General features: G+C 75.1%; 20 protein-coding genes and 1 pseudogene. 12 read left to right on the top strand and 9 right to left on the bottom strand.

Annotated elements, in window-relative coordinates:
* Positions 1 to 138: 138 nt before the first annotated feature.
* Positions 139 to 887 (top strand): annotated as a pseudogene (locus tag IF19_RS1000000136675) (IS5 family transposase); the annotation flags it as partial.
* Between the two features lie 17 nt (positions 888 to 904).
* Here IF19_RS1000000136675 and IF19_RS0133155 read toward each other — a convergent pair.
* Positions 905 to 1,171 carry a hypothetical protein gene (locus IF19_RS0133155; protein ID WP_030119642.1) on the bottom strand — a complete coding sequence of 89 codons (267 nt, stop codon included), beginning with the start codon at positions 1,169 to 1,171 and terminating at the stop codon, positions 905 to 907.
* A 192-nt stretch (positions 1,172 to 1,363) separates the two neighbouring features.
* Between IF19_RS0133155 and IF19_RS0133160 the strand changes: the two genes are divergently transcribed.
* The 3 genes from IF19_RS0133160 (at position 1,364) to IF19_RS0133170 (ending at position 3,267) form a co-directional block, all read left to right on the top strand.
* Positions 1,364 to 2,071 carry a bleomycin resistance protein gene (locus tag IF19_RS0133160; protein WP_030119641.1) on the top strand — a complete coding sequence of 236 codons (708 nt, stop codon included), beginning with the start codon at positions 1,364 to 1,366 and terminating at the stop codon, positions 2,069 to 2,071.
* A 420-nt stretch (positions 2,072 to 2,491) separates the two neighbouring features.
* A complete protein-coding gene (locus tag IF19_RS0133165) occupies positions 2,492 to 2,851 on the top strand; it encodes an RNHCP domain-containing protein (protein ID WP_030119640.1) in 360 nt (119 codons plus the stop codon).
* Positions 2,848 to 3,267 carry an RNHCP domain-containing protein gene (locus IF19_RS0133170; protein ID WP_030119639.1) on the top strand — a complete coding sequence of 140 codons (420 nt, stop codon included), beginning with the start codon at positions 2,848 to 2,850 and terminating at the stop codon, positions 3,265 to 3,267. The genes IF19_RS0133165 and IF19_RS0133170 overlap by 4 nt, the downstream gene beginning before the upstream one ends.
* 339 nt (positions 3,268 to 3,606) lie before the next feature.
* Here IF19_RS0133170 and IF19_RS0133175 read toward each other — a convergent pair whose 3' ends face one another.
* The 3 genes from IF19_RS0133175 to IF19_RS0133185 are packed head-to-tail and all read right to left on the bottom strand — an operon-like array spanning position 3,607 to position 6,786.
* Positions 3,607 to 4,440, bottom strand: a complete 834-nt coding sequence (locus IF19_RS0133175; protein WP_030119638.1) for a sugar phosphate isomerase/epimerase family protein — start codon at positions 4,438 to 4,440, stop codon at positions 3,607 to 3,609.
* Positions 4,437 to 5,591, bottom strand: coding sequence for a dihydrodipicolinate synthase family protein (locus IF19_RS0133180; protein WP_030119637.1), 1,155 nt, complete (start codon positions 5,589 to 5,591; stop codon positions 4,437 to 4,439). Before IF19_RS0133180 ends, IF19_RS0133175 begins: the two co-directional genes overlap by 4 nt.
* Positions 5,592 to 5,634: 43 nt before the next feature.
* Positions 5,635 to 6,786, bottom strand: coding sequence for a Gfo/Idh/MocA family protein (locus IF19_RS0133185; protein WP_030119636.1), 1,152 nt, complete (start codon positions 6,784 to 6,786; stop codon positions 5,635 to 5,637).
* Between the two features lie 111 nt (positions 6,787 to 6,897).
* On the opposite strand from IF19_RS0133185, the gene IF19_RS0133190 reads away from it, so the two are divergent.
* On the top strand, positions 6,898 to 7,989 hold the full coding sequence (locus tag IF19_RS0133190) for a LacI family DNA-binding transcriptional regulator (RefSeq protein ID WP_030193496.1): 1,092 nt from the start codon (positions 6,898 to 6,900) through the stop codon (positions 7,987 to 7,989).
* A gap of 308 nt (positions 7,990 to 8,297) precedes the next feature.
* On the opposite strand, the gene IF19_RS0133195 is transcribed toward IF19_RS0133190, so the two are convergent.
* Both IF19_RS0133195 and IF19_RS0133200 read right to left on the bottom strand, forming a co-directional pair.
* Positions 8,298 to 8,642, bottom strand: a complete 345-nt coding sequence (locus IF19_RS0133195) for a hypothetical protein (protein WP_030119634.1) — start codon at positions 8,640 to 8,642, stop codon at positions 8,298 to 8,300.
* Positions 8,639 to 9,154 (bottom strand): DUF6232 family protein, encoded by a 516-nt coding sequence (locus IF19_RS0133200; RefSeq protein WP_306340759.1) that lies wholly within the window; start codon positions 9,152 to 9,154, stop codon positions 8,639 to 8,641. The genes IF19_RS0133195 and IF19_RS0133200 overlap by 4 nt, the downstream gene beginning before the upstream one ends.
* Before the next feature lie 441 nt (positions 9,155 to 9,595).
* Between IF19_RS0133200 and IF19_RS0133205 the strand changes: the two genes are divergently transcribed.
* From IF19_RS0133205 to IF19_RS0133220, 4 genes are all read left to right on the top strand, one after another.
* Positions 9,596 to 13,000 (top strand): type 2 lanthipeptide synthetase LanM family protein, encoded by a 3,405-nt coding sequence (locus IF19_RS0133205; RefSeq protein WP_030277524.1) that lies wholly within the window; start codon positions 9,596 to 9,598, stop codon positions 12,998 to 13,000.
* A 178-nt stretch (positions 13,001 to 13,178) separates the two neighbouring features.
* Positions 13,179 to 13,376 carry a hypothetical protein gene (locus IF19_RS0133210; RefSeq protein ID WP_030119656.1) on the top strand — a complete coding sequence of 66 codons (198 nt, stop codon included), beginning with the start codon at positions 13,179 to 13,181 and terminating at the stop codon, positions 13,374 to 13,376.
* 79 nt (positions 13,377 to 13,455) lie between these two features.
* Positions 13,456 to 16,377, top strand: coding sequence for a helix-turn-helix transcriptional regulator (locus IF19_RS0133215; protein ID WP_030277522.1), 2,922 nt, complete (start codon positions 13,456 to 13,458; stop codon positions 16,375 to 16,377).
* A 196-nt stretch (positions 16,378 to 16,573) separates the two neighbouring features.
* Positions 16,574 to 18,421, top strand: a complete 1,848-nt coding sequence (locus tag IF19_RS0133220) for an AfsR/SARP family transcriptional regulator (RefSeq protein ID WP_030277520.1) — start codon at positions 16,574 to 16,576, stop codon at positions 18,419 to 18,421.
* A 69-nt stretch (positions 18,422 to 18,490) separates the two neighbouring features.
* On the opposite strand, the gene lanKC is transcribed toward IF19_RS0133220, so the two are convergent.
* The 3 genes from lanKC to IF19_RS1000000137880 form a co-directional block, all read right to left on the bottom strand.
* Complete coding sequence (lanKC, locus tag IF19_RS0133225) at positions 18,491 to 21,262, bottom strand: class III lanthionine synthetase LanKC (protein WP_078580961.1); 2,772 nt, start codon at positions 21,260 to 21,262, stop codon at positions 18,491 to 18,493.
* Between the two features lie 11 nt (positions 21,263 to 21,273).
* The gene (locus tag IF19_RS0133230) at positions 21,274 to 22,677 is read right to left on the bottom strand and encodes an MFS transporter (protein WP_030119588.1); all 1,404 of its coding nucleotides are present in this window, start codon (positions 22,675 to 22,677) and stop codon (positions 21,274 to 21,276) included.
* 184 nt (positions 22,678 to 22,861) lie between these two features.
* Positions 22,862 to 23,017: a hypothetical protein gene (locus tag IF19_RS1000000137880; protein ID WP_162500762.1), complete on the bottom strand. Its 156-nt coding sequence runs from the start codon at positions 23,015 to 23,017 to the stop codon at positions 22,862 to 22,864.
* 323 nt (positions 23,018 to 23,340) lie between these two features.
* Between IF19_RS1000000137880 and IF19_RS0133240 the strand changes: the two genes are divergently transcribed.
* From IF19_RS0133240 to IF19_RS0133250, 3 genes are all read left to right on the top strand, one after another.
* Positions 23,341 to 24,474: a radical SAM protein gene (locus IF19_RS0133240; protein ID WP_030119587.1), complete on the top strand. Its 1,134-nt coding sequence runs from the start codon at positions 23,341 to 23,343 to the stop codon at positions 24,472 to 24,474.
* Between the two features lie 140 nt (positions 24,475 to 24,614).
* Positions 24,615 to 25,298, top strand: a complete 684-nt coding sequence (locus tag IF19_RS0133245; protein WP_234310370.1) for an iron-containing redox enzyme family protein — start codon at positions 24,615 to 24,617, stop codon at positions 25,296 to 25,298.
* Entirely contained in the window at positions 25,295 to 25,513 is a 219-nt protein-coding gene (locus tag IF19_RS0133250; RefSeq protein ID WP_030119585.1) for an aroma-sacti cluster domain-containing protein, read from the top strand. Before IF19_RS0133245 ends, IF19_RS0133250 begins: the two co-directional genes overlap by 4 nt.
* Positions 25,514 to 25,647 lie beyond the last annotated feature (134 nt).

Raw genomic sequence — 25,647 nt, forward strand, 5'->3', positions numbered from 1 at the left:
GACACGATCCACGGCCGGGAGTTCCTCTTCGCCACGAACGGACCAACGAGCAGCCAGGCCGACAGTCACATGATCAACAACTTCTGTTAGGACCTCTTAGACCGTGTCCTATGTGGTGAGGCGGTCGCTGGACACGTCATGGGGCGGGGTACGTGGAGTTGGATTGTTCCGGACGGGTTGTGGGAGATCGCGAAGCCGCTGATCCCGCCGTCGAAGGTGCGGCCTCAGGGCGGTGGGACGCAGGACACGCCTGATGAGACGGTGTTCGCCGCGATCGTCTATGTGCTGGTGTCCGGCTATGCCTGGCGGGCTCTTCCGCCCTGCTTCGGGATATCGAAGTCGACCGCGCACCGCCTGTCCCTGATCTGGTCCAGGGCCGGGGTGTGGGGCCGGCTGCACGAGGAGATCCTGCACCGCCTCGACGACGCCGACCTGCTCGGCCTCTCACGCGCCGTCCTCGACTCCGCCCACGTCAGGGCGAAAAAGGGGCGATCTGACCGGTCCGAGCCCCGTAGACCGGGGCAAGGCGGGTTCCAAGATGCGCGTCCTGTCGGACGCGAACGGACTGCCCCTCCTCGTCGGCATCTCGGCCGCCAGCGCCCACGACAGCCAGGCCTTGAAGCCCATGGTGCTCGGCCACCGAACGAGACACGACCCCCATCGCGGCCATCACTTCAAACCCCAGCGCCTGCACGCCGACAAGGCTTACGACGTACCTGAACGGCGGAAATGGCTCCGTGGGAGGGGTCGTTCGGCGCGATCGGACGGCCCCACGCACGCCGAAGGCCCCCGGTAGCGAACAACGCCACTTCTCCCGGACGAAGTCACTCGCGGAGTGGGCGTCAAGCCGCCGGGTGCAGCCGACCTCGTACCGACGACCCCCGAGGGGGTCGGGCCGGGCGCGTCAGACAGACGGGGTCAGCTTCTTCGCCGTGCTGCAGTGGTTCCTCCGCACGTGCCGCCACAGCTGGACGGCCGTCAGGCCGAACAGGGCGACGAACGCCACGAGGATCGCCGCCGCGAGGTGCGTCTGCCGGCCGCCGGGATCGCGCTCCATCTGGAGGACCAGTCCGAGCAGGGAGAGCACCGCTCCGACCGCGTACACCGAGCGGACCCGGCGCAGTTGGCGTACAGCGCGAGGGGCGAGGGCTACACGCTTCATGAAGGCCATGTGCGCCGGGTACCCCGCCGGCGGCCGGACACGCGTCGGGGCGGCCGTTCGGGGGACCGGGGGGCCAGGTCGGCGGCGGCGCTGCCGTGCGCGCCGGTCGGCGGCCGGTCACGCCTTACGGGGTGCCGGGCCCTCCGAGTCGGCGAGCGGTGGCCGTTGACCTCATTATTCAAACTTGACTAGGGTGCGAGCATGGCCGAGACGACGATCCCGATGCTTCCCTGCCGGTCCTCGCTGATCCAGCCCGTGGTGGACTTCTACACCGCTCTGGGTTTCCGGACGACGTACCTGCAGAAGAGCCCGTACGTGTACGCCGTCGTCGAGCGGGGTGCGGTCGAACTCCAGCTGTACGGCATGAAGGACTACGACCCCGCCGCGTCCCACTCCGGGTGCTACGTCCTCACCGACGACGTGGACGCTCTGCACACGGCGTTCAGGGCGGGGCTCAAGGCCGCCCACGGGCGCGTCCCGACGCGGGGGCTGCCGCGCATCGGACCGCTGAAGGACATGTCGTACGGGGTGCGGCAGTTCCTCATGACCGACCCGACCGGGAACACGATCCGCGTCGGGCAGCCGATCAGCGAGGACCAGAGCCACCGGCGCGCCCCGAAGGAGACGTTCGCCCGCGCCCTGCACATGGCGGACCTCTTCGCCGACTCGAAGCAGGACCTGCCGGGCGCCGCGAAGATCATCGACCGTGTGCTGGGGCTCACGGACGAGACCCCGACGCCCGTGCAGAAGGTGCGGCTGCTCGTCCTGCGCGGGGACATCGCCCAGCGCATGGGCGAGACGGAGCGGGCGGCCGGGCTGCTGGCGGAAGCCGCGGCGGTGCGGCTGGGGCCCGACGAAAGCGAGTCGGCGGCCGATACGTTGGCCAGGCTCGCCGACCTGCGGGGCTGACCGCCGGGGCGCCCCGGTGGACGCCGGCCCCGGCGCCGGGCCCCGTCCGCCCCCGGCGCGTAAATCGGTGGCCGGTCGCGCGGCCCCCTTGTTACGGTGCTCGCTCCTCCACCGCGGGCCCGACCGCGGGCGACCTCTGGGCGCGTGCCCTGGAAAGCAGTTGATGTATGCCCCGGCCAGTGACTCCGAGCCTCCCTCGACGCGCCTGTGGCGCCGGGGTGACCGGGCCCGACCGTCCGCGGCCGCCGTACGCGACCGGCCGCTGACGCCTGCCGGCCGGCCGGCATCGCCCGGCCGCCCCGCCCCGCTCCCCGCTCGCCCCTGACGCGAGGGGTGCTCGGTACTTCCCTGCTGCTTCGTTCCTCTTCTTCGGCAAGGAGTATCCGGGTGTCACACGACCACCCCCAGCACCGCTCAGCCATGTCCTCCCCGCCCCCGGTGTCCTCCCTGGACACCTTCACCTGCGTCCGCTGCGGGCTGACCGTCGCCGCGTACGCGCCCGACGGCGGCCGGCGCAACCACTGCCCGAGCTGCCTGCACTCCCAGCACCTCGTCGACCACGTCGAGGGCGGCCCCTCCGACTGCGAGGGCCGGATGACACCGATCTCCATCGCGGTGCTCCGCACCGGTGACTGGATGGTCGTCCACCGCTGCGTCCGGTGCGACGAGCTGACCTCGAACCCGGTCCGCGGGGACGACAACCAGCTCATCCTGATGCGGATGGCCGTGCGTCCGCTCGCGCAGCCGCCGTTCCCGCTCGAAGCCTTCGGTGACCTGTGACGCGGCGGGGAACCCGGCCCTCCGGGTCTCGCCGTCCTCAGCGTCCGAAGGACGTGCTCCACGGGCCGTCCGGTGCGCGCGGTGACGCGTTCCGGTGCGCCGGCTGCCGGCTCGATGTGTCGGTGGTGGCACCGGGTACCGCCCATCGCAACCACTGCCCGTCCTGCCTGGTCAGCCTGCATGTGGACCGGCGGGTCCCCGGAGACCGGGCGGCGGGCTGCGGCGGCCGGATGACGGCTCTGAGCCTGTCGGTACGGGAGGACGGGGAGTGGATGCTCATCCACCACTGCCTGACCTGCGGCGAACTCAGCGCCAACCGCATCGCGGGCGACGACAACGCCTTGGCGCTGGTACGGCTGGCGCTGCGGCCGCTCGCGGACGCCGGCGTCCCCGCGCGGGTGATGCTCGCGCTGTGACGCGGAGGAGAAGAGGTCACCGGAAGCCGGTGACCGGTGGCCGCTGACCGGGTGCCGTCCGGTGGCCGTCCGGTGACCGATGGCCAGTGGCCAGTGGTCGGTGGCCGTCCGGTGACTGATGGCCGGTGGCCGTCCGGTGATCGCCGGGCGGCCACCGGCCCGGCAAGCAAGAATGGGGCCCGGCCTCGCGGCCGGACCCCCCTCGCTTTCCCCCCGTCGGGTCTTCCCGTTCCCCCCCGGACCCCTCCCCGGAAGTCCCGACGCCATGTGTGACACAGCGGGGTACGCAAAGGTTGCAGCCCTTTGCGATCTCTTTACCCAAGGCTGGGAGCGGGCCTCTCAGCAGGCGTGGCGCACATACCGCTCCGCCACCTCCGCCAGCACCTCCGCCCCCTCCCGGGCCCACAGTGCCTCGTTGAAGATCTCCACCTCGATCGGGCCGTCGTACCCCGCAGACTCCACCGCGCTCCGGAATGCACGGAAGTCCACGCTCCCGTCGCCGAGTTGGCCGCGCCCCAGCAGAACTCCCGCCGGGAGCGGGGTGATCCAGTCGGCCAGCTGGAACGCGTGGATACGGCCGCCCGCACCCGCCCGCGCGATGTCGGCCGGGGCGCGGTCGTCCCACCAGAGGTGGTACGTGTCGACCACCACGCCGACCTGTTCGGCCGGGAACCGCTCGGCGAGGTCCAGGGCCTGGCCGAGAGTGGAGACCACGCAGCGGTCGGAGGCGAACATCGGGTGCAGCGGCTCGATCGCCAGGCGCACCCCGCGCTCGGCGGCGTACGGGGCCAGCTCCGCCAGCGCGTCCGCCACCCGCTCGCGCGCGCCGTGCAGGTCCCGGCTGCCGGGCGGGAGGCCGCCGGAGACCAGGACCAGGGTGTCGGTGGACAGGGCCGCCGCCTCGTCGATCGCCGCCCGGTTGTCGTCCAGCGCGCGGGCGCGCTCAGCGGGGTCGAGGGCCGTGAAGAAGCCGCCCCGGCACAGGCTGGTGACGCCGATCCCGGCGTCCGACAGGAGCCGGGCCGTGCGCTCGACGCCGTACGCCTGCACGGGGGCGCGCCACAGGCCCACATGACCGATGCCCGCCTTGGCGCAGCCTTCGGCCAGCTCCTCCAACGACCACTGCTTGATGGTCTCCTGATTGATGCTCAGGCGTGCGAGGTCGTCGGTCATCGCGTGCCTCCGTTGACCGCGAGCAAGGCGCGCATGCGGTGGGCCGCCAGCTCCGGATCGGGGAACAGGCCGAGCCCGTCGGCCAGTTCGTACGCCTTCGCCAGGTGCGGCAGCGAGCGTGCGGACTGGAGCCCGCCCACCATCGTGAAGTGGTCCTGGTGGCCGGCGAGCCAGGCCAGGAACACCACGCCCGTCTTGTAGAAGCGGGTGGGGCGCCGGAAGAGGTGGCGGGACAGCTCGACCGTGGGGTCCAGCAGGGCCCGGAAGCCCTCGGTGTCCCCCGTGTCCAGGACCCGTACCGCGTGCGCGGCCAGCGGGCCCAGCGGGTCGAAGATGCCCAGCAGGGCGTGGCTGAAGCCGCGTTCGTCGCCCGCGATCAGCTCCGGGTAGTTGAAGTCGTCGCCCGTGTAGCAGCGCACCCCGCCCGGGAGGCGGCGCCGCACGTCGATCTCGCGGGCCGCGTCCAGGAGGGAGATCTTGATGCCGTCGACCTTGTCGGGGTGTTCGGCGATCACCTTGAGGAAGGTGCCGGTCGCCTCGTCGAGGTCGGCGCTGCCCCAGTAGCCCTCCAGGGCCGGGTCGAACATCGGGCCCAGCCAGTGCAGGATCACCGGTTCCGACGCCTGGCGCAGGAGGTGGGCGTACGTGGCGAGGTAGTCCTCGGGGCCCCGGGCCGCGCGGGCCAGGGCGCGCGAGGCCATGAGGATCGGCTGGACGCCGTGCCGTTCGGCGAGCGCCAGTTGCTCCTCGTACGCCGCGGTGACCTCGGCGAGGGTGGGCGCGGGTCCCTCGGGCAGCTGGTCGGTGCCGACGCCGCAGGCGATCCGGCCGCCCACGGCCTTCGCCTCGGCGGCCGAGCGGCGGATCAGTTCGGCGGCCCCCGCCCAGTCCAGGCCCATGCCGCGCTGCGCGGTGTCCATGGCCTCGGCGACGCCCAGGCCGTGCGCCCACAGGTGGCGGCGGAAGGCGAGCGTGGACTCCCAGTCGACGGCCGCCGGGTCGCCCCCGCCGGCGTCGGCGTACGGGTCGGCGACCACGTGCGCGGCCGAGAAGACCGCACGGGAGGTGGGTGCGGCCGATCCCGGCGCGAGGTCGAGCGGGGTGGCGCGAGGCGTGTAGGGGCCCTGCGGGAGGTGGATCACGGTGGTCATCGCGGCGGCTCCCCGGCGGCGCGCCACACGGTCGGGCGGTACGTCACAGGGTCAGCTCCGGGAGGTCGAAGCGGCGGCCCTCGGCGGACGACTTCAGGCCCAGCTCGGCGAGTTGGACGCCCCGGGCGCCGGCCAGCAGGTCCCAGGCGTACGGCTCGTCCAGGACCACGTGGCGCAGGAACAGCTCCCACTGCGCCTTGAAGCCGTTGTCGAACTCCTGGTTGTCCGGCACCTCCTGCCACTGGTCGCGGAAGGACTCGGTGACCGGGAGGTCGGGGTTCCAGACCGGCTTGGGGGTCGCCGAGCGGTGCTGGACACGGCAGTTGCGCAGTCCGGCGACGGCGGAGCCGTGCGTGCCGTCCACCTGGAACTCGACGAGCTCGTCGCGGTTGACCCGTACCGTCCAGGAGGAGTTGATCTGGGCGACGGCCCCGCTCGCGAGCTGGAAGATCCCGTACGCCGCGTCGTCGGCGGTCGCCTCGTACGGCTCGCCCCGCTCGTCCCAGCGCCGGGGCACGTGCGTCTGGACGTGGGCGGTGACGGAGGTGACCGGGCCGAACAGCTCGTGGAGCACGTACTCCCAGTGCGGGAACATGTCGACGACGATGCCGCCGCCATCCTGCGCGCGGTAGTTCCACGAGGGGCGCTGGGCCTCCTGCCAGTCGCCCTCGAAGACCCAGTAGCCGAACTCCCCGCGCACGGAGAGGATCTCGCCGAAGAAACCGCCGTCGATGAGGCGCTTCAGCTTGCGCAGGCCCGGCAGGAAGATCTTGTCCTGGACGACGCCGTGCTTGATGCCGGCGTCCCGGGCGAGCCGGGCCAGGTCGAGCGCGCCGTCCAGGTCCGTGGCGGTCGGCTTCTCGGTGTAGACGTGCTTGCCCGCCGCGATCGCCTTCTTGATCGCCTCCACCCGGGCGGAGGTGACCTGGGCGTCGAAGTAGATCTCGACCGTGTCGTCGGCCAGGACGGCGTCGAGGTCGGTGGACCACTCGGTCAGCCCGTGGCGCTCGGCGAGCTCCTCCAGGGCGTGGGACCGGCGGCCGACGAGCACGGGCTCGGGCCACAGCACCTCGCCGCCGCCGAGGTCGAGGCCGCCCTGTTCGCGGATCGCGAGGATCGAGCGCACCAGGTGCTGCCGGTATCCCATGCGTCCGGTGACGCCGTTCATGGCGATGCGCACTGTCCTGCGTGTCACGAAGGTCCCTCCATACAGCCGTAGCAAGCGCTTTCTATCAGGGAGGACGCTAGCCTGCCGCAAGCGGCCGAACAAGAGGGGGGCCGCACGGGAACTCCACGGAGGACAGCGATGACAGTCACCCTGGCGGATGTGGCGGCGCGCGCCCGGGTGTCGCCCGCCACCGTCTCCCGCGTGCTGAACGGCAACTACCCGGTGGCGGCCTCGACCCGGGAACGGGTGCTGCGCGCGGTGGACGACCTCGACTACGTGCTCAACGGGCCCGCCAGCTCCCTGGCGGCGGCCACGTCCGACCTGGTCGGCATCCTGGTCAACGACATCGCCGACCCGTTCTTCGGGATCATGGCGGGGGCGGCCCAGACCCAGATCGGCGGCCCTGGGGACGGTTCGGGGCGGGCGGGCGGGGAGAAGCTGGCCGTCATCTGCAACACGGGCGGCTCCCCGGAGCGCGAGCTGACCTATCTCACCCTCCTCCAGCGCCAGCGCGCCGCCGCCGTCGTGCTCACCGGGGGCGCGGTCGAGGATCCGGCGCACCAGGCGGCGATCGCCGCGAAGCTGGCGAAGCTCGCGGACGCCGGAACCCGGATCGTGTTCTGCGGGCGGCCCCCGCTGCCCGAGGGGGACGCGCTCGTCGCCGCGCTCGCCTTCGACAACCGGGGCGGCGGCCGCCGGCTCACCGAGCACCTGATATCGCTCGGCCACCGCAGGATCGGTTACGTCGCCGGGCCCCCGGAACGGACCACCACCCGGCACCGTCTGGAGGGCCACCGCGAGGCGCTGCGCGCGGCCGGGGCGGTGGAGGAGGGCGGCACGGCGGAGGGGGCCGAGGCCGAGGACCGGCTCACCGTGCACGGCCCGTACGACCGGCGCTCCGGCTACGAGGCCACGCTCGAACTCCTGCGCAGGGCACCGGACGTGACCGCGATCGTGGCCGCCAACGACACCGTGGCGCTGGGCGCGTGCGCGGCCGTACGCGACCAGGGGATGCGCATCCCGCAGGACATCTCGGTGGCGGGCTTCGACGACCTGCCGTTCTCGGTGGACGCGGTGCCCGCCCTGACGACGGTCCGGCTGCCGCTCTTCGAGGCGGGGGCCCGGGCGGGGCGGCTCGCGATGGGCAAGGAGAACCCGCCGCCGGGCGGCATCGCGACCATCGCGGCCGAGCTGATGATACGGGGGTCCACGGCGGCGCCCCGGGGGTGAGCGGGGGCGGGACGGGGCGTCGGGGGAGGCCGGGAAGGGGCGGGGCGCCATACCGGGAAGGGCCTGGGCGTCACGCCGAAGCCGGCCGGGGCGTCACGCCGGAACGGGCTGGGGCGCCAGGCCGAAGCGGACCGGCCGGGGCAGGGCCGGGTGCCACGCCGAAACGGGCGGGGCAGGGCCGAGCCGGGCAGGCCGCCGACGCCCGCCGGCCCGCTGGCCCGGTCCGTCCCCCGGCAGCTTGGGGCGTGTCCGGCGGATCCTGAGCGGGTACCACGACGCCTGTCCGATCCTGATCCGCCGGACACGCCCTAACCCAGCAGCCCGAGCACCCGTCCGAGCGCGTCCGCCACCGGCTGGGCCACCGGCCCCAGGGCGTTCGCGATCTGGCTGATCCGGGCCAGGGTGAGGCCGCGTTCGGCCATGGCCTCGCGGTCCAGGGCGAGCACCGGCAGGGTCTCCTCGACCGTGCGGACCTGCTCGGCGCTGAGGTGACCGGAGATCTCGTTGAGCCGGGCCGTCAACTCCGCGACCGCTGCGCGCAGTTCCGGGTCCTGGGACATCCCCGCGTAGCCGTGGTTGATGCCGATGTTCTGCGCGCCGGTCTGATGGAAGACCGGGCCGTTGTACGTCGTGTGGTGCGTCGGCTCGTTCACAGTTTGATCCCCGTGTTCTGGGCGCCGTTCTGGTGGAAGACGGGGCCGTTGTAGTTGTTCAACTCGTGGACGTACGCGGTGAACTCGGCCTCCGGGTGGTTGATCGCATGGACGATCTGCCCCGCGATCGTCCTGAGCTGTTCCACGCTCGGCAGGGTCACCACGGCCAGGGAGCCGCCGGCCGTCTCCACGGCCAGGATCGGCTTCGCCGGTTCCACCAGGACTTTCACGAAGTAGCCGATCAGCCCGACCAGGAAGAGGACGAACATCGGCTGCCCGCTCTCCGCGACCTCCGCCTCGTTCTCGGTGGCCGCCATGAAGAACACGTAGACGACGGCGGTGAACGCCAGCCACTTGAGGAGGCGGACAAAGGTGACGCCCCGCTCCGGCTTGAGCTTGGTGGCCTCGACCCGGGTGAGATTGTTCAACGGGAAGGCCGCCGGCCCGATCCAGAGCATCCGCCGATGGACGGAGACCTCCAGGACCCCTCCGCTGCGCGGTGTCGGGGGTATCGGCGGACCCTCCGGCGGGCGGCCGGGCGGAGCGCCGGGCGGCGGCGGCATCGGCGGCGGGCCCGGCGGTGGGGCGGGCGGCGCACCGGCCAGTCGGCCGGGCGGTGGCGTGGATCCCTGCTGTCCCGAACTCCCCGTGGTGGCCATGTGCTCCCCCGTGCACTCGTCACACGCACCCCGCACGTGCGGGAGCCCCATTAAGCGGCAGCCCGCCCCCGGGCGGCAGACGAGAACCGGCCAATCATGAACCCTCCTGCGGGCGGGGCCGGCGCGTACCGCCCACCATGAATCCTCCGGCGGGCGGGGGCCGGCGCGCATCCCGTGTGCTCCTCGAGACGAAAGATGGGGGCGACACCCCCATGTGCCCGTACCCCCTCCCCCGCCACCATGGATGCGGGCGGCCCGACCGGGCCCGGCCCGGGACCGGGGAGGTGCTGAGCGATGGCGGAGAAGAACCTGATCGACAGAGGCGCGAGTCGTCGCCCCACGCCCGCCCCTGCCCCCGCCGCCGTATCCGCGCCTTCCGCCGTCACCGCTCCCACCCCCGCTGTCGTACCTGCTTCCGCTCCGGCACCCGCTGCCGTGTCCGCACCTCCTGCCGCCCTCGCCTTCGGCACGGACCCGGCGGCCCGGCTCCCCCGGTCCGCCTTTCCGGGCGCCGACGACGCGGCCGGTGAGCCGTGGTGGTCGCCGGGCGTCGTCGGGGGCCTGCCCTCCGGCGAACCCGCCTGGGCGGTCTTCGTCCGGGACGCCGTCGCCTCCGCTCCGCGTGAGGTGGTCGTCGGCGACCGTCCGTACCCGGGACTCAGCGGTTTCGGCCCGATCGTCGCCCCGTTCGTCGAAGCGGCGGCGGAACGGCTCCGGGCCGCGCTCGCCGCGGACGGCTCGATGGCGGACGGTTCCGGCCCGGGCAACTCCGGGGCGGCCGACGCGGGTGCGGGCGATTCGGGTTCGGACGACTCGCGTTCGGACGGCTCACGTTCGGGCGGCTCCGCCGTGGACGGCTGCGCGCTCGTCCTGGCCGACTTCCGGCGGCAGTTGACGCGGCGGCTCTCCCGCATCGCGGCGCGCACACTCGTCACCGAGCTGCACGAGGCGCGGCGGCTGGGCCGGCTGAGCGGCGAGGAACCCGAGGATCGCTTCCGGGACTTCGTTCGGCTGACCGCCCGTCGCGACGGCCTCGGCCCGCTCGTCACCGCCTACCCCGTGCTGGCCCGCCTCCTCGCCACGGCCTGCCTCAACACCGGGGACGCCTTCGCGGAGATGGCCGCCCGGCTCGCCGCCGACCGGCATCTCCTGGGCCCGGCCGGGGTGTTCGGCTCCCGGGACGGCTCCCCGGGCGGGGCCCTCGGTGCGGACTCCGGGCCCGGGGCGCTCATCGGCGTCGAGGCCGGGGCGGGCGACAGCCACCGCGGGGGGCGGTCCGTGATGCTGCTGCGGTTCGCCGGAGGCGCGCGGCTGGTCTACAAGCCGCGTCCGCTCGCGGCGCACCGGCACTTCAACACCCTGGCCGAGTGGTTCGGTTCGCTGGACGGCGCCCCGGAGCTGCGGGTACTGCGGGTGCTGGACCGGGGCGCGTACGGCTGGGTCGAGTTCGTGGAGGAGCGGCCCTGCGCGTCGGAGGCGGAGACCCGGCAGTTCTACTGGCGTCAGGGGGCTCTGCTGGCCCTGCTGCACGCGCTGGACGGTACGGACCTCCACCACGAGAACCTCATCGCCTGCGGCCCGCATCCGGTCCTGGTCGACGTGGAGACCCTGTTCCACCCGCCGCTGGGGCCCGCCCGCTCCTCCGACCCGGCCGCCCGCGCCCTGCATGACTCGGTCCACCGGGTGGGCCTGCTGCCGCAGTTGCTCGTCGGGGACACCACGGCGCTCGACATGTCCGCCATCGGCGGCGGCCGGGAGGCGTCCTCGCCGGTCGCGACGGCCGACTGGGCCGACGCCGGGACCGACCGGATGCGGCTGGTGCGGCGGGCGGGCCGGTTCACCGAGTCCGCCAACCGGCCCCGGCTGGGCGGGGTGGCCGCAGATCCGTCCGCGTACACCGACGCCCTGTGCGGAGGCTTCAGCGCCGGGTACACCGCGATCGGCGAACACCGCGACGAACTCCTCGGCGAAAGGGGTCTCTTGAACCTCTTCGCGCGGGACGAGGTCCGGGTCGTGCCCCGGCCCACCTGGACGTACACGACGCTGCTGGACGAGTCGACCCACCCCGACCTGATGCGGGACGCCGCCGAGCGCCACCGGGTGCTGTCACTGCTGCGCACCCCGCTCCTGGGCGCTCCCGGCCGGCCCGGCGTGGAGGACGAGGAGATCGCGGAGCTGTGGTGCGGCGACGTGCCGGTGTTCGCCACCCTGCCGGGCGGTACGGAGCTGTGGAGCGGCACCGGGCGTACGGTCCCGCCACCCGCCGACGCCCGCGCCGACGACCCCACCGGGCTGGACCGGGTCGAGGCGAAGGTGCGCGCGATGGACACCGTGGACCGCCTGGACCAGGAACGGATCATCCGGGCCGCGATGGTCAGCACCTCGCCCGAACCGGCACACCGGGCGGCGGCGGGCGGCCGGCCGCGGGGCGCGGCCCGCGCCCCGGAGCCCGAGCAACTGCTGTCCGCCGCGCGGTCGGTGGGCGACCAGCTCGTCTCCCTCGCCTACCGGCGCGACGGCCGCACCAACTGGATCGGGCTCGAACTGCTCGGCGAGCGCTACTGGCGGCTCACGCCGATGGCGGCGGATCTCGCGGCCGGTTACACCGGTCCCGCGCTCTTCCTCGCCCAACTGGCCGCGCTCACCGGCGTGTCCCGGTACGCGGAGGCCGCCCGGGAGGCGCTCGCCCCGGTCCCGGGGCTGCTGGACGCGCTGCACGGGCGGGACGACGAGCTCGGCCCCCTGGGCTCCGGCGCCTTCGCGGGCCTCGGCGGTATCGCGTACGCGCTGACCGAGGTGGGCGCGCTGCTCGGCGACCGGGACGTGCAGGACCTGGTCGGCCCCGCCGTACGGCTCTGCTGTGCGGCGGGCGCGGCGGAGACCGGGTACGGGGTGCGCGGCGGTGCGGCGGGCGGGCTGGCCTCGATGCTGGCCGTGCACCGCGCGACCGGGCGCCCGGAGGCGTGGCGGGGAGCGGTCCGGTGCGCCGAGCGGATCATCGCGGCCCCGCTGCCCGGCTCCGGGGGCTTCGCGGACGGCGCGGCGGGCGTCGGGTGGGCGCTGCTGCGCTTCGCCGGGGCGGGCGGCGACGCCCGTTTCCGGGACGCCGGGCTCCACGCCCTGCGCCGGGCGACCGCGCCGACGTCCGCCGCCGGACCGCTCCACGGACCGGCCGGCGCCATCGGCTCCGGCGCCCTCGCCACCGGCATCCCCACCAACGGCTCCGGCTCCGACGTGAACGGCCGACCGGTCGGCACGGCAGGCGCCGTCGCCCCGACCGCCGCCGAGGCCGTCCACGGCCCCGCCTGGTGCGAGGGGGCGGCCGGGGTCGCGCTGGCCATCGCGGACAGCCCGCACGCGATGAAGGACCCCGCGCTGTCCGGGTGGCTGGCGGACCGCGTCCACGAGGCGGCGGGCCTCGATCCGCTCGCCGACGACAGCCTGTGCCACGGGGAGTCGGGCCTGCTCGAACTCCTCGGCCACCGGGCCCTGCCCGCCGCGCGGTCCGCGTGGATCCGCCGGGCCGGGGCGCTGCTGGCCTCGGCCGACCGGGCGGACCCGCGGTGCGGGACCCCGGGCCGCGTACCGCATCCGGGGCTGCTCACCGGGCTCTCCGGGATCGGGCACGGGCTGCTGCGGGCCGGGTTCCCCGAACGGATCGGCTCCGCCCTGCTCCTGCGCCCCTCCCGGGCCCCCTGATCCACGGCCCGGCGGATCCACGGGGACCGCGCCACCACGGCTCCACCCCGCTCCACCGGCGTCCGGGCCGTCAGTCCGGGGCCGACCGCACCACGGCTCCCCCGCACACCACGGTTCCACCGGAGCGGACCACGCTCCGACGCACGACGATCACCCACCACCAGAGGATGAGGCAGAGATGAAGCACTTCGGCGAAGCGGCCCTGCAGGCGTCCGGCGACCTCGCGCCCGAGGGCGCCACCGAGCACCCGGCCGGGCAGATCTCCCTGGGATTCACCGGCGGCCTCGGTGCGCGGAGCAGACTCCTCAGCGCCTCGGAGGGCGAGAGCGGCTACAGCCACGACCTCCCCTGGACCACCATGACCTCCCCCTGGTGAGCCGATCCGGCCAACTCGACGGTAAATGAGCAGAATTGGCCCGCTGTCGTGGGAGTTGTCGCTCCAGTAATCTGCGGCCATGCGAGCCACTTCGCCGGTCATCGTCGGGCGGGACGAGGAGATCGGACTCCTGAGCAGCGCCCTGGACGCCGTACGACGGCGTTCGGGGCGCGCGCTGTTCCTCCTGGGGGACGCGGGCATCGGCAAGTCCCGGCTGGTGGGCGAGTGCGCCTACCGGGCCTACGGGCTGGGGATGCCGGTGCTGCGCGGCCGGGCCACCTCGACCGGCCTCGTCGTCCCGTTCCGCCCGCTGGCCGAGGCGCTGGCGTCCCGGTTCCGGGCGGCGGGCACCCCCACCGACCCCGAGCTGGCGCCGTACCACCCGGCGCTGGCCAGGCTGGTCCCGGAGTGGCGGCGGGACGGCTCCCCCGGCTATCCGGAGACGGTCGTGGAGCTGGCCGAGGCGCTGCTGCGGCTGCTCTCCGTGCTGGGCAGGGAGGCGGGCTGCGCGATCCTGCTGGAGGACCTGCACGACTGCGACACCGAGACCATCACGGTCGTCGAGTACGTCATCGACAACCTGGCCGACCTGCCGATCCTGTTCCTGGGCACCCTGCGCCCAGAACCGGGCGCCGCCCTCGACCTCGTACGCTCCGCCGAGCGCCGGCAGACCGCGGCCGTACGGGAGATGGGGCCGCTCCACGACGCGCAGGTGCGGGTGCTGACGGGCGCGTGCCTGGAGGCGCGGCCCGAGGAGATCCCCGAGCCGGTCCACCGGAAGCTGGCCGAACGCGCTGCGGGTAACCCGTACTTGCTGGAGGTGCTGCTGGCCGACCTGCTCGACACGGGCCGGCTGCGGCGTACGGACGACGGCTGGGAGGCGGTGGAGCAGGAGGGCGGCCAGATCCCCTCGGGCATCGTACGGAGCTGGGCGCGCAGGCTGGAGCGGCTGGACGAGCCCGTACGGGACCTCTTACTGGCGGCGGCCACCCTGGGCAGCCAGTTCTCGGTGGCCGTGCTGCAGACCGTCACCGGCTTCGAGGACCGGGCCCTGTTCACGCATCTGCGGTCGGCGGTGGAGGCCGGGGTCATCGCGCCGGACGGCGCGGCCCCCGACCGCTACACCTTCCGGCACTCGCTCACCGCCGAGGCCCTGATCTCCTCGCTCGCCCCGGCCGAGCGCGCGTCCCTGGCCCGTCGCGCCGCCGGGGCCATCGAGCACTCCGGGCAGCCGCTGGACGAGGACGGGCGGCAGCTCGTCGCCACGCTGCAACTGGCCGCGGGCAACCGGGCGGCCGCGGCCGGACAGTTCGCGGAGGCGGGAAGACGGATGCTCGCTTCGGGGGCGCACGGCTCCGCCGTGGTGCTGCTGGAGCGGGCGCACCCGCTGGCCGCCGAGCGGGACCGGGCCGCCGTCGCCGAGTCGCTGGCGGTCGCCCGGGCCGAGGGCGGCGACCTGGACGGCGCGCTGGCGCTGGCGGACGCGCTGCCGCCCGTTCCGGCGCGGTCCGAGGACGCCTCCCGGCGCGGCCGCACCCATGTCGAGCTGGCCTGGGCGGCGGTCATGGCCGAGCGCCCCGCCGACGCCGCCCGCCAGGCCGCCGTGGCCCGCGATCTGCTCGGCCCGTCGCCGCTGCCCGGCCCGCAGGCGGCGCTCGCCGTGGTCGACGGGCATCTGGCGCTGCTCCCCGGCCACGGGCGGGCGGACCGCGATCCGGTGGGGGCCGGGCGGGCCGTCCAGCGGGCCGCCGAGACCGCCGAGGCCGAGGGGCTGCCGCACGTCGCCTGTCAGGGATGGCAGTTGCTGGCGCTGCTGCGGCGCGAGGAGGGGTTCGACGCCGCCGACGCGGCGCTGGAGCGGATGCTGTCGATCTCCACCGAACACGCCCTGCCCGTCTGGCGGGTGGAGGCGCTGGTCCGGCTGGGCGCGAACGCCTTCATGCGGACCGGGGACGCCTCCCGGCTGCTGTCCGCCCGCGCGGCGGCCACCGATCTGGGGGCACTGCGGCTGACCCGTACGGTCGACGGGCTGCTCGCGATGAACGCCGTGCTGTGCGCGCGGTGGGAGGAGGCGCGGGAGATCGTCGACCGTTCGGCGGAGTCCAGCGCCCGGGTCGGTGATCTGTCCACCCACCGCTATCTGCTGCTGGCGGGGGCGACGATGGCCGCGCACCGGGGGCGGCGGCGGGAGATGGACCGGGCGCTGGCCGCGTTCCGGCGGGCCGGGGGCGAGAAGTCGCTGCTGGTGCCGTTGCGGTCGGGGCTGTGCCGGGGGTTCGAGGCCCTGCTGGAGGAGGACCGGGAGCGGGCCTCGGCGAGCCTGGACGAGGCGCTGGCCTGGGAGGCGGACCAGCCGAGCTACTACTACCTGAGCGGCCGGTACGGGCTGCGCCCGCTGCTGCGGGTCCTGGCGGGCGCGGCGGACCGGGCGGAACTGGCGGAGGCGCGGTTGGCCCCCGGGGGCTGCCTCGCCTGGAACCGGCAGTTCCTGGAGCTGGCCGACGCGGTGCTGCGGGGCCGGGAGGGGGACGCGGCCGGGGCGGCCCGGCTGATGGCGTCCTTCGACGCGCTGTCCGCCCCCTTCCCGGTCGCCCGCCATCTGGGCCTGCGGCTGGCGGCGGAACCGGCGCGCGCGGACGGGTGGGGCGATCCGGTGGCGTGGCTGCGGACCGCCGAGGAGTTCTTCTACGGGGCCGGGGTGCAGCCGGTCGCCTCGGCGTGCCGGGCGGCGCTGCGGCAGGCCGGGGCGAGCGTGGGCCAGCACCGGGGCGGCTGGGACCGGATTCCGTCGCCGCTGCGGACCAGCGGGGTGACGCCGCGCGAGTACGAGGTGTTCGTACTGCTCCCGGAACGGCCCGGGAACCAGCAGATCGCCCGGCGGCTCTCCATCTCGCCGCGCACGGTGGAGAAGCACATGGCCAGTCTGCTCAGCAAGACGGGGCGCGCGGACCGGGCGGCGCTGTGCGAGTTCGCCGCCGAATGCGCGGCCGAACCGGCCTGAGGGGCAGGTGGGGCGCCGGTGGCGTCCCGTATGGGGGCACGGCCCGGCGGTATGGGGGCGCCGGGCGGTTTCGGTCGGGTACGCGGACGGAAAATGCGGGTGGCGCCCCGATGTGCGGGGGTGGGGTGCGGCCGGACGATCGGGATGTGCGTACGGCCCTGACCGCCGCCCGTCCCCCCAGCCCGGAGGCCCGTCGATGTCCCGACCTCCCGTCCGTACCGCTTCCCCCGGTGCGATGCGCTTCTCCCTCCTCGGCCCGCTGACCGCCCGGATCGACGGCCGTGAGGTGCCGCTCGGTCCGCGCAAGCAGCGCCTCGTCCTGGCCACTTTGCTGGCCCGGCCCAACACCCCTGTCCCGGTGGATGTGTTGACCGATGTCGTGTGGCCGGACGATCCGCCGCGCACCGCCCGGAAGAACCTCCAGGTGTACGTGAGCGCCGCCCGGGCGCTCATCGGGCCCGCCGGGAGCGACGGCCGCGAGCGGGTGGTGCACGGCTGCGGGGGCTACCTCCTGCGCGTCGCGGAGGGCGAGTTGGACACCCTGCGCTTCGGGGCGCTGGCCCGTGCGGGGCGGGAGGCGGCCGAGCGGGGCGATCTGCCGGGCGCGGCCCGCCTGCTGCGTCAGGCGCTGGACCTGTGGGAGGGGCCGCCGCTCAACGACCTGCGGGACTCCGCCGGGGTGGCCGAGGAGGCGGGCCGTCTCGAGGCCCGCTGCCTGACGGTGTTCGAGGACTGGGCGGAGGCCGAGATCGAGCTGGGCCGGGCGGCCGTCGCGGTGGACGGGCTGCGGGACCTGGTCGAGCGCCATCCGCTGCGGGAGCGGCTGCGGGCCGCCTGGATGAACTCCCTTCACCAGTCGGGCCGGCAGGCCGAGGCGCTGGCCGTGTACGACGACTACCGGCAGTTGATGGCACGGGAGTTGGGCCTGGAGCCGAGTCCGGCGATGACGGCGCTCTACCGGGCGATGCTCGGCCGGGGCCGGGAGGCGCGGCGGCCCGCCGCCCCGGAGCGGCCGGGCCCGGTGGTACTGCCCGCAGGGCCCGGGGCGTTCGCGGGCTTCCGTGACGAACTGCGCGATCTGCTGGCCGTGTTGGGTGGAGGCGAGGAGCGGGCGGTGGTCGTCTCGGGCCCCGCCGGGGCGGGCAAGTCCGCGCTGGCGGTCCGGGCCGCGCGTCTGCTGGCCGACCGCTTCCCGGGCGGCCGCGTCCTGGTCCGGGTGCGCGGGGAGGACGGTACGGCCCGCGACCGGGCGGACGTCCTCGCCGAGGCGGTGCGGCTGTGCGGGGCCGCGGGTACGGCGGCCGGCGGTCCGGACGCGGCACGGGCGGACGGGCCCGCCGCGTCGGCCGACGCCCTCGCGGACGTCTGGCAGGCGTGGCTGGCCCGCCGCCGGGCGCTGATCGTCCTGGACGACGTCCCGGACGAGGCGTCCGTACGGGGGCTGCTGCCCCGGTCGGGTGCGTGTTCCGTGCTGGTCACGGCGCGCGGGCAGTTGCCCGGACTCGCCCCCGTGCACCGGATCGCGTTGCCCGCGCTGGCGGACGGGGAGGCGCTGGAGCTGCTGGGGAAGCTGATCGGGGCCGGGCGGCTGCGGACGGACCCGGCGGCGGCGCTGCGGATCGTCCGGGCGTGCGGCGGGCTGCCGCTGGCGGTCGAGGTGAGCGGGATGCGGCTGGCGGTGCTGCGGCACCTGCCCCTGGCGGAGTACGCGGACCGGCTCGACGACCCCGCGGGCGCGCTGGACGAGCTGGTCGCCGGGGACGTCTCCGTACGGCGCCGGATCGCGTCCGGCTGGCAGGACCTCGCGGACGGCGACCGGCGGGTGCTCGCACGGCTGGCGGAGCTGGTGGACGACGGGGGCTTCACCCTGGACCGGGCCGCGGCGGCGCTGGACTGCGGGGAGCGGGCGGCGATCCGGGCCGTGGAGTCGCTGATCGACGCGGGGGCGGTGACGTCGCCCGCCGGCGAGGTCACCGCCCATGCCGCGCTGTACGAAGTACCGCGCCTGCTCGGCCTGTTCGCCCGCGACCGCGAGGGCGTGTGAGGGGCGCGGTCCTGCGGGGAGGGGCCCCGGAGCCGTGACGGCTCCGGGGCCCCTCCCCGCTGCGGTCGCTCAGCCCAGGGTGAGCAGTTCCAGCAGGGCGGTCGCCCCGCCACCGCCTTCGCCCGCCCCGGGGGCCCGGCCCGCCCCGCGTGTCTTGCCCGGGCCGGGAACCCCGCTCGCCTTGTCCGCCCCGCGCGCTCCGCCGGAACCGCGCGTCCCGTCGGAACCGCGCGTCCCGTCGGAACCGCGCGTCCCGTCGGCGTCCCGCGCCCTGTCGACGCCCCGCGCCCCTTCCGTACCGCCGGAGAGGAAGTGCAGGGACAGCAGCAGCCCCGCCGCGCCGGTGGCCAGGTCGGCGGAGCAGCGCATCAGCCCCGCCCCCGGGACGAGCAGCCGGTCCTCGTCGGCGACCAGGTGCCAGGACAGGTTGCGTACGGAGGCCAGGACCCCGGGCGCCGTACAGCCGTCCGGCGACAGCGCGCCCGCCGCGGCCACGAGCCCCGCCCGGCCGGTGAACAGGCCCGGCTCACGGACGAATTCGAAGGAGCAGCCCCGGACCACGCCGGGCAGCAGAGCGGCGAGCCCCGGGTCGGCGCGACGGGCCAGATAGGCCCCGGCCACCAGGGCGAAGCCGCCGCTCCCCTGGTCCAGGTAGAGGTAGTGCCGCCGCCCGTCCTTCACCTGGACGGTGCCGTCCGGCATGGTCACGCAATGGGCCGCCTCCGCCTCCAGCGCCCTGCCCGCCGCCGCGAGGAACTGGTCGTCGCCGGTCAGGGCGTGCAGTTCGAGGTGGAGCAGGGCCGCACCGCTCAGCCCCCGCAGCAGCCCCGCCGACGCGGGCGCGCGCAGCCCCGGCACCGACGCGCCCCGCACCAGCCGGTCCAGGTCGTGGGCGGTGCGCGCGGCGGCGTCGAGGAGGTCGTGGTCGATCTTGGCGTCGGGCGGCCCGTCCTCCGCGCGGTCCGGCCGGGCCAGGCGCAGCGCGGCGAGCGCGATGCCCGCGCGGCCGCTCAGCAGGTCGGTCGAGGCCGGCGGGGGTGCGGCGGCGGACCGTTCGTAGAGCTCCCGGCCCTCCTCCCGGCGGCCGAGCGCGGACAGCACCACCGCCGTGCCCGGCAGCCCGCCGTAGAGGCCGCCCGGCGCTGCGGGGTCCCGTCGGCGGGCCGTGTCGGCGAGCCAGTCGGTCCAGGCGGGCGGCACGGGGGCCCCGGTGCGGTGCAGGGCGAGGAGGACCCCGGCCGCCCCGTGCGCGACGTCGCTCCCGCCGGTCGAGAAGACCTCGGGGTCCCCGGGGAAGAGGCGGTCGGTGCGCTCGGGCGTGGCCCCCGCGTGGATGCCCCGCACCAGCCGGTCCCGCAGCCCGGCCCAGTCCGGCTCGGGGCCGTCGAGCAGCGCGGCGGTCTCCTCCTCGTGGCCGGCGGCGCTCTCGGCGGCGCGCAGGGCGGCGGGCCTGCGCGGTCCCGCTCCGGCGTCGAGGCCGTATCTGCGGCGGGCCCACCGTTCCAGGGTCAGGGCCTTGGCCCGGTCGTGTCCCGCCATCTCCATGATGGGCATCAGCATGTAGAGCCAGGTCGCCCAGAGCGCGTAGTCGTCGGCCTCGGCGCCGGCGGTCCCGGGGGGCGGCTGGAGCCCCGGGGCGCCCGCCACCGGGGTGTCCCGGTCGTCGAGGTCCGTGGCGTACTCGAAGTCGATCAGGGCCACGCGGCCGTCGGGGCGGATGATGATGTTGGAGGGGTGGAGGTCGCCGAAGCGCAGACCACGCGCGTGGACGGCGGCCAGCGCCTCGGTCAGCCGCTCGGTCACCGACGCCACCCAGTCGGTGTACAGGGCGAGTTCGGCATCCGTCCCGGAGGTGTGCAGCAGGGCGAAGCGGCCGACGATCTCCTCCAGGAGGGTGGTCCCCTCGATGTGCTCCTCGATCAGGAAGTGGTGCTCCCACACGGTCCGTACGCCGTACACCTCGGGAACGCAGTCCAGCCCGGCCAGCGCGGTCAGGGCCCGGTGCTCGCGGTGCAGCCGCGTCACCGCGTCGTCGCCCGCCTCGTCCAGCCCGCTGTGCGGCCGGGCCTCCCGGAGCACCACCCGGTGGCCGGTCTCCCGGTGCCGGGCGAGGTAGATGCCGCCCGCGTTGGAGAACTGGAGGGCCTTGGAGACGACGTAGGGGAAGCCGGCGTCCGCGGCGGCGGCACGGGCCGCCAGGTGCGGGCGCAGCGCGTCGGGCACGGTGACCCACGGCGGCACCCGGAAGACCACCCCGCGCTCGTCGGGGACCAGTTCGCCCGAGGGGTGGCGCAGGGCCAGGACCCGTTCGCCGTGCTCGTCGAGGCACCAGCGGGAGACGAACGCCCCGTACCGCACGTACACCGGGGCGTCGCCGATCCGCAGGTCGCTGAGGATGTACGGGCCGCGGCGGCCGGTGAGGGCGCGGGTCAGCTCGTCCAGCACCCGCAGGAAGACGGTCTCGTCCGGTGGGTAGAGCGTGATGAACTTCCCCGCGCCCGTACGGGCCATGTACTTGCCGGACATCAGCAGGAGCGCCCGCTCGCTGCGGAGGAACTTGAACGGCACCCCGTGGGCCCGGCAGACGGCGGCGGTGTCGGCGAGGGTCCGCTCGGCCTCCTCCGGGACGGTGGAGACGTGGATCTTCCAGCCCTGCCCGGCGGGTTCGCCGTTCTCGGGGAGCAGGGAGGTCCACAGGCCGCCCGCGATCCGGCGCCAGCCCTCGGGCGGCGGGTCGGAGTCCAGCGGATAGCGGGCGTCCGCGTCCCGGAGCCGGGCGGGGGTCTCGTAGTACGTGCGGTCGGCGAGGCAGTAGAGCTGGGTCTGGTGGAGACCGGGCACGGGGTTCCTCCTCAGGGTGCGCCGGGGCCGGCGGCGTCGGGGGCCGGTCCGGCCGCCGACCGCTCGGGTCCGGCCGCCGGGCGGGTGGAGACGGTTCCGGCCGGTTCCGGGTCCGGCCCTTCGGACGTTCGCGGCGTCGCCGCCGCTCCTGCCACCGGTCCGGGTACCGCGGTGCCCGGCTGCTTCCCGGCCGCGTCCGGTGCCCCCGGGGCGGCGCCCGCCCCGGCCCGGACGGACGAGGAGAGCGTCACGACGGTCGCCGAGACGGCCAGCACACCGCCGATCACGCAGAAGGCGGCGCCGCTGTCCAGCGTGGTCAGCAGGAAGCCCCCGGCGAGCGGTCCGAACGGCTGGACGATGGAGGAGAGGAAGCCCGCGGCGCTCTGCACCCGGCCGATCCGCTCCTCGGGGGTGACGACCAGCAGCGTCGAGAGGAAGCCGATGCTGGCGACGGTCGAGAGGCACATGCAGAGCGCGCAGAGCAGGCCGGCCACCAGCGGGCTGCCGAGCCAGGCCAGTACCGCGGCCGTCGCCACGCAGCTCCAGCAGGTGAGGACGACGAGCGCCCGGACGTGGCGTTCCGCCGCGAACCGGGGTGCGACCAGCGCTCCGACGAGGGCTCCGGCGGAGACGCAGGTGATGACGAACCCGCCGCCGAGGCCGGAGCGCCCGCTGTCGGAGAAAACCGCGAGCGCCGTGAAGGTGAGGGCCCCGAAGGAGAAGTTCATGCCCAGCCCGAAGACGAGCAGCACCGTGCGCAGGTAGGGCAGTTGCCAGAGGAAGGAGAGCCCCGCGGTGAGTTCCCGGCGGCTGAACACCGAGCCCGCCTTGGTCCTGGCCTCCGAACGGGTCCGTACGAGCGCCACGCACAGGGTGGAGAGGAACAGCCCGAGGAACTGGGCGGTGAAGGGCAGGGCCTCGTGCACGCCGAACAGCGCGCCGCCGACGAGCGGGCCGATCAGCCGGGCCGTGGAGGTGCGCGCCTGGAGCCGGGCCGTCGCCGTGCCCATCTGGTCCGGCGGCACGACCGCGCGCATCAGGCCGAAGGCGGCGGGGGCGTAGAAGCTGTTCAGGACGGCGCCGGAGGTCGCGACGAGCAGGACCAGGGCCATCGGGGCGTGCCCGTTCCACACGGCGACGGCCAGGGCGGTGACGGCCGCCAGGCTGCCCGCGTCGCACAGGCGCATCAGCCGGCGGCGCTCGACCCGGTCGGCCATGACGCCGCCCGGCAGCATCGTGATCAGCACGGCGCAGACGGCCACCGTTCCCACCGCGCCGGCCTGCACCGGGGAGCCGGTCTCCTTGAGGATCAGCAGGGGCAGCGCGATGGCGCTCATCTGACCGCCCAGAGCGGCGAAGAGGCCGCTCGACCAGAGCAGCCGGAAATCCCGGTTGGAACGGAGCGGCTCGGCCATCGGGGGCTCCTGTCGTTCGTGGCCGTCGGTTGCGCGGGACGGGGCGGCCTCCGCGTTGTGCGGAGGCCGCCCCGGCTTCGGTCGGCGTCACTGCTGCGGGAGGAGGGCGTCGCGGACCCGGTCACGATCCGCCGGACGCGCCCCGGTCCCCGTCACACGTGGCTCGACCGCATGGTCCGTGCGATCAGCCGAGGACGAGGCTGACGGTGCTCACGCAGTTGCCGGGGGGCTGGATGATGTCGTGGTCGACGGCCGTCTCCTGGAGGTCCAGGACGGAGTGCGCCTCGACCTCGGGGGTCTCCTCGGCGTCGCCGGCGGCGGGCTTCGTGTTCTCGGACATGGTGGTCTCCATCCACTCGTCACAGCGGGGCCCGGGTGCCGTCGGGGGACGCCCCTCGGTTTCCGGTGCGGCGGGCCGGTGCCTGCCGTTGCCGAGAACGTTAGGAAGCCCGGCCTGGCAAGCGCTTCGCCGCCGGTATGGCGCCGGTATCGGGCCAGCTCGCGACGGCGGACGCCCGCCGGGCGGGGCCGGCCGGGTCGCCGGGGGCCCGCTCCCACCTGGGCCCATACCGCTGCCGAAGCGGTGCCGGACCGTCCCCGAACCGGCGCCGCCCAGGCTGGGTACGCGCCCGACGCGCCCCGGCCCCGAAGGAGGCGGCCCGCATGGAACTCGCCGAACTCGTCGCACGGCGGCCCTTCCCGGCCGGCGGTCTGCTGATCGGCCTCACCCGGCGCTGCCCGCTGAGCTGCGCGCACTGCTCGACCGGATCGGACCTGTTCACCCGGGAGGAGCCCGACCCCGGCCAACTGGAGCGGTTCGTCGGCTCGTTCACCGAGGAGAACCGTCCGGACGTGGTCATGCTCACCGGTGGGGAACCGCTGCTCCTGCCCGGACTCGCGGAGCGGCTGAGCACCCTGGCACGGCGCGCAGGGTCCCGTACGGCCCTGCTCAGCGGCATGTTCTTCGCGCGGGGCGGGGGGCTGCGCGGCGGTCGGAACGGAAAGCCGTTCCCGCCCGCGATCCTGCGCGCGATCCGCTCCGTCGACCACTTCTCCGCCTCCCTCGACGTCCACCACGAGCGCGAGGTCTCGCGCGCCGACGTCTTCCGCGCCCTGCGCCGCGTCCGGGAGGAGGGGGTGGCCGTGAGCCTCCACCTCACGGGGACGGGCGCGGCCGATCCGTATCTCGCCGATCTGACCCGTGCCGTACGGGAGGAGTTCGGCGGTGCGGTGCCGTGCCTGGTCAACGAGGTGCGGCCGTTCGGCCGGGCCGCCTCCTGGGCGCGGGCGGCCCGCAGCGGCCCGGACCCCGCCGAGGCGTCCCCGTGCTCGATGGCCGCCTGGCCGGTGGTCGGCTTCGACGGCCGGGTGCTGGCCTGCTGCAACCAGGACACCGTGGACCGCCGGCCCGTACCGGCGCACCTGGACCTCGGCCACATCGCGGAGGACGACTGGGGGACGGTACGCCGACGGGCTCTGGAATCACCGGTGTTGCGCATGCTCCGCACGGTCGGGCCCGCGCATCTCGCCGCCCGCTTCGGGTCGGGCCCCCGGCCCGGCTCCTACTGCGAGAGCTGCCGGGCGCTCGGCGGCGACGAGGCGGTGGCGGCCGGGGCCCGCGCGGTGGCGAGCGGGCCGGCGGGGGCGCTGCTGGACCTGACGGCGGCGATGCGCGGGGCCCGCGAGGGGGCGCAGGGCGTGGTCCGCCGCCACGGCTGCGCGGCGTACGCGCCGCTCGTCGTCACGGGCGGGCCGGGTCTGCCGGAGAGCGGCGCGGAGCGGGAGGACGTCCGATGAGCGCACCGGCCGCCCACGGTACGAGGACCCCCGGCACGCCCTCCGCCGCCCCGGGGGCCTTCGCCGCCTCTGGGTCGCCCGTCGGACCGGACGTGCCCGTCGTCGCAGGGGCGTCCGCCCGGTTGCGGACCAAACTCCTCCTGCTGGAGCCGGAGTTCCGGGGTGCGACGCACCATATGTGGCGGAGCGAGGGCCTGTTGCCGCGCTACCGGGCATACCTGTGCGCCATGCACGCCGTCATCCGCGCCTCCGTCCCGCTGATGGAGCTGGCGCTCGACCGCACCCGGGCCCGCACCGCCACGGACGACCCGCTCGCGGGGCCGCTCGCCGCGTATCTGGAGGAGCACATCCGGGAGGAGGAGGGGCACGACGCCTGGCTCCTGGAGGACCTGCGCGCGGCGGGCGGCAGCCCCGAGGACGCGCTCGGCCCGCTGCCCTCCCCGCTGATCGCCTCGCTCGCCGGCTCCCAGTACTACTGGATCGAGCACCACCACCCCGTCGCACTCCTCGGCTACATCGCCGTGCTGGAGGGCTACGCGCCCGCCCCCGGACTGACCGGCCGCATCGCCCGGCACACCGGGCTGCCCGCCGCCGCCCTGCGGACCGTACGGGAGCACGCGGCGCTCGACACGGAGCACCTGGACGAGCTGTACGCGCTGCTGGACCGGCTGCCGCTCGGCCGGGACCGGGAAGCGGCCGTGGCCGTCAGCGCCCTGCACTCCCTCGACGCGCTCACCCGGCTGTTCGTCCGGCTCGGGCGCTCCGCGCCGGCGCCGTCGCCGCGGGGAGCCGGACCTGTCCCACCGATGGGAGTCACACCATGACCGGACCACCCGTGAACGGCGAACGCCCGCCGCTGCCACCCGCGTTGTACGAGGCGGGGTTCCCCGTGGACCTGCTGACCGAGGAACAGCGCGAGGTGCTGGCCGAGCTGACGCCGGAGGAACTGGCGCTGCTGCTGGACGTGAAGAGCAGACTGGACGCCGTGGGACCGGAGGTCCAGGCGCACGGCGAGATCGCCGGCGGCGCACTGTTCTGACCGGCGGCCGGTGACCTGCGGACAGTTCACCGGAAGCCGGTGACCGGTTCCAGCGGTACGGGCCCGGCGCGGGGCGACCCCCCGGCCCGTACCGCTGCCGCCCGGCCGCACGGCCCACCCGGCCCGCCCTCCGC

The sequence above is a fragment of the Streptomyces californicus genome, assembly GCF_000717645.1.
Classification (GTDB): domain Bacteria; phylum Actinomycetota; class Actinomycetes; order Streptomycetales; family Streptomycetaceae; genus Streptomyces; species Streptomyces californicus.

Coding starts and splice junctions, on each gene's coding strand:
- IF19_RS0133215 (WP_030277522.1), top strand. CDS start 13,456: ATGCGAGCCACTTCGCCGGTCATCGTCGGGCGGGACGAGGAGATCGGA.
- IF19_RS0133220 (WP_030277520.1), top strand. CDS start 16,574: ATGTCCCGACCTCCCGTCCGTACCGCTTCCCCCGGTGCGATGCGCTTC.
- IF19_RS0133230 (WP_030119588.1), bottom strand. CDS start 22,677: ATGGCCGAGCCGCTCCGTTCCAACCGGGATTTCCGGCTGCTCTGGTCG.
- IF19_RS0133205 (WP_030277524.1), top strand. CDS start 9,596: ATGGCGGAGAAGAACCTGATCGACAGAGGCGCGAGTCGTCGCCCCACG.
- IF19_RS0133180 (WP_030119637.1), bottom strand. CDS start 5,591: ATGACCACCGTGATCCACCTCCCGCAGGGCCCCTACACGCCTCGCGCC.
- IF19_RS0133250 (WP_030119585.1), top strand. CDS start 25,295: ATGACCGGACCACCCGTGAACGGCGAACGCCCGCCGCTGCCACCCGCG.
- IF19_RS0133190 (WP_030193496.1), top strand. CDS start 6,898: ATGACAGTCACCCTGGCGGATGTGGCGGCGCGCGCCCGGGTGTCGCCC.
- IF19_RS0133175 (WP_030119638.1), bottom strand. CDS start 4,440: ATGACCGACGACCTCGCACGCCTGAGCATCAATCAGGAGACCATCAAG.
- IF19_RS0133165 (WP_030119640.1), top strand. CDS start 2,492: ATGTCCTCCCCGCCCCCGGTGTCCTCCCTGGACACCTTCACCTGCGTC.
- IF19_RS0133155 (WP_030119642.1), bottom strand. CDS start 1,171: ATGGCCTTCATGAAGCGTGTAGCCCTCGCCCCTCGCGCTGTACGCCAA.
- IF19_RS0133240 (WP_030119587.1), top strand. CDS start 23,341: ATGGAACTCGCCGAACTCGTCGCACGGCGGCCCTTCCCGGCCGGCGGT.
- IF19_RS0133160 (WP_030119641.1), top strand. CDS start 1,364: ATGGCCGAGACGACGATCCCGATGCTTCCCTGCCGGTCCTCGCTGATC.
- IF19_RS0133210 (WP_030119656.1), top strand. CDS start 13,179: ATGAAGCACTTCGGCGAAGCGGCCCTGCAGGCGTCCGGCGACCTCGCG.
- IF19_RS1000000137880 (WP_162500762.1), bottom strand. CDS start 23,017: ATGTCCGAGAACACGAAGCCCGCCGCCGGCGACGCCGAGGAGACCCCC.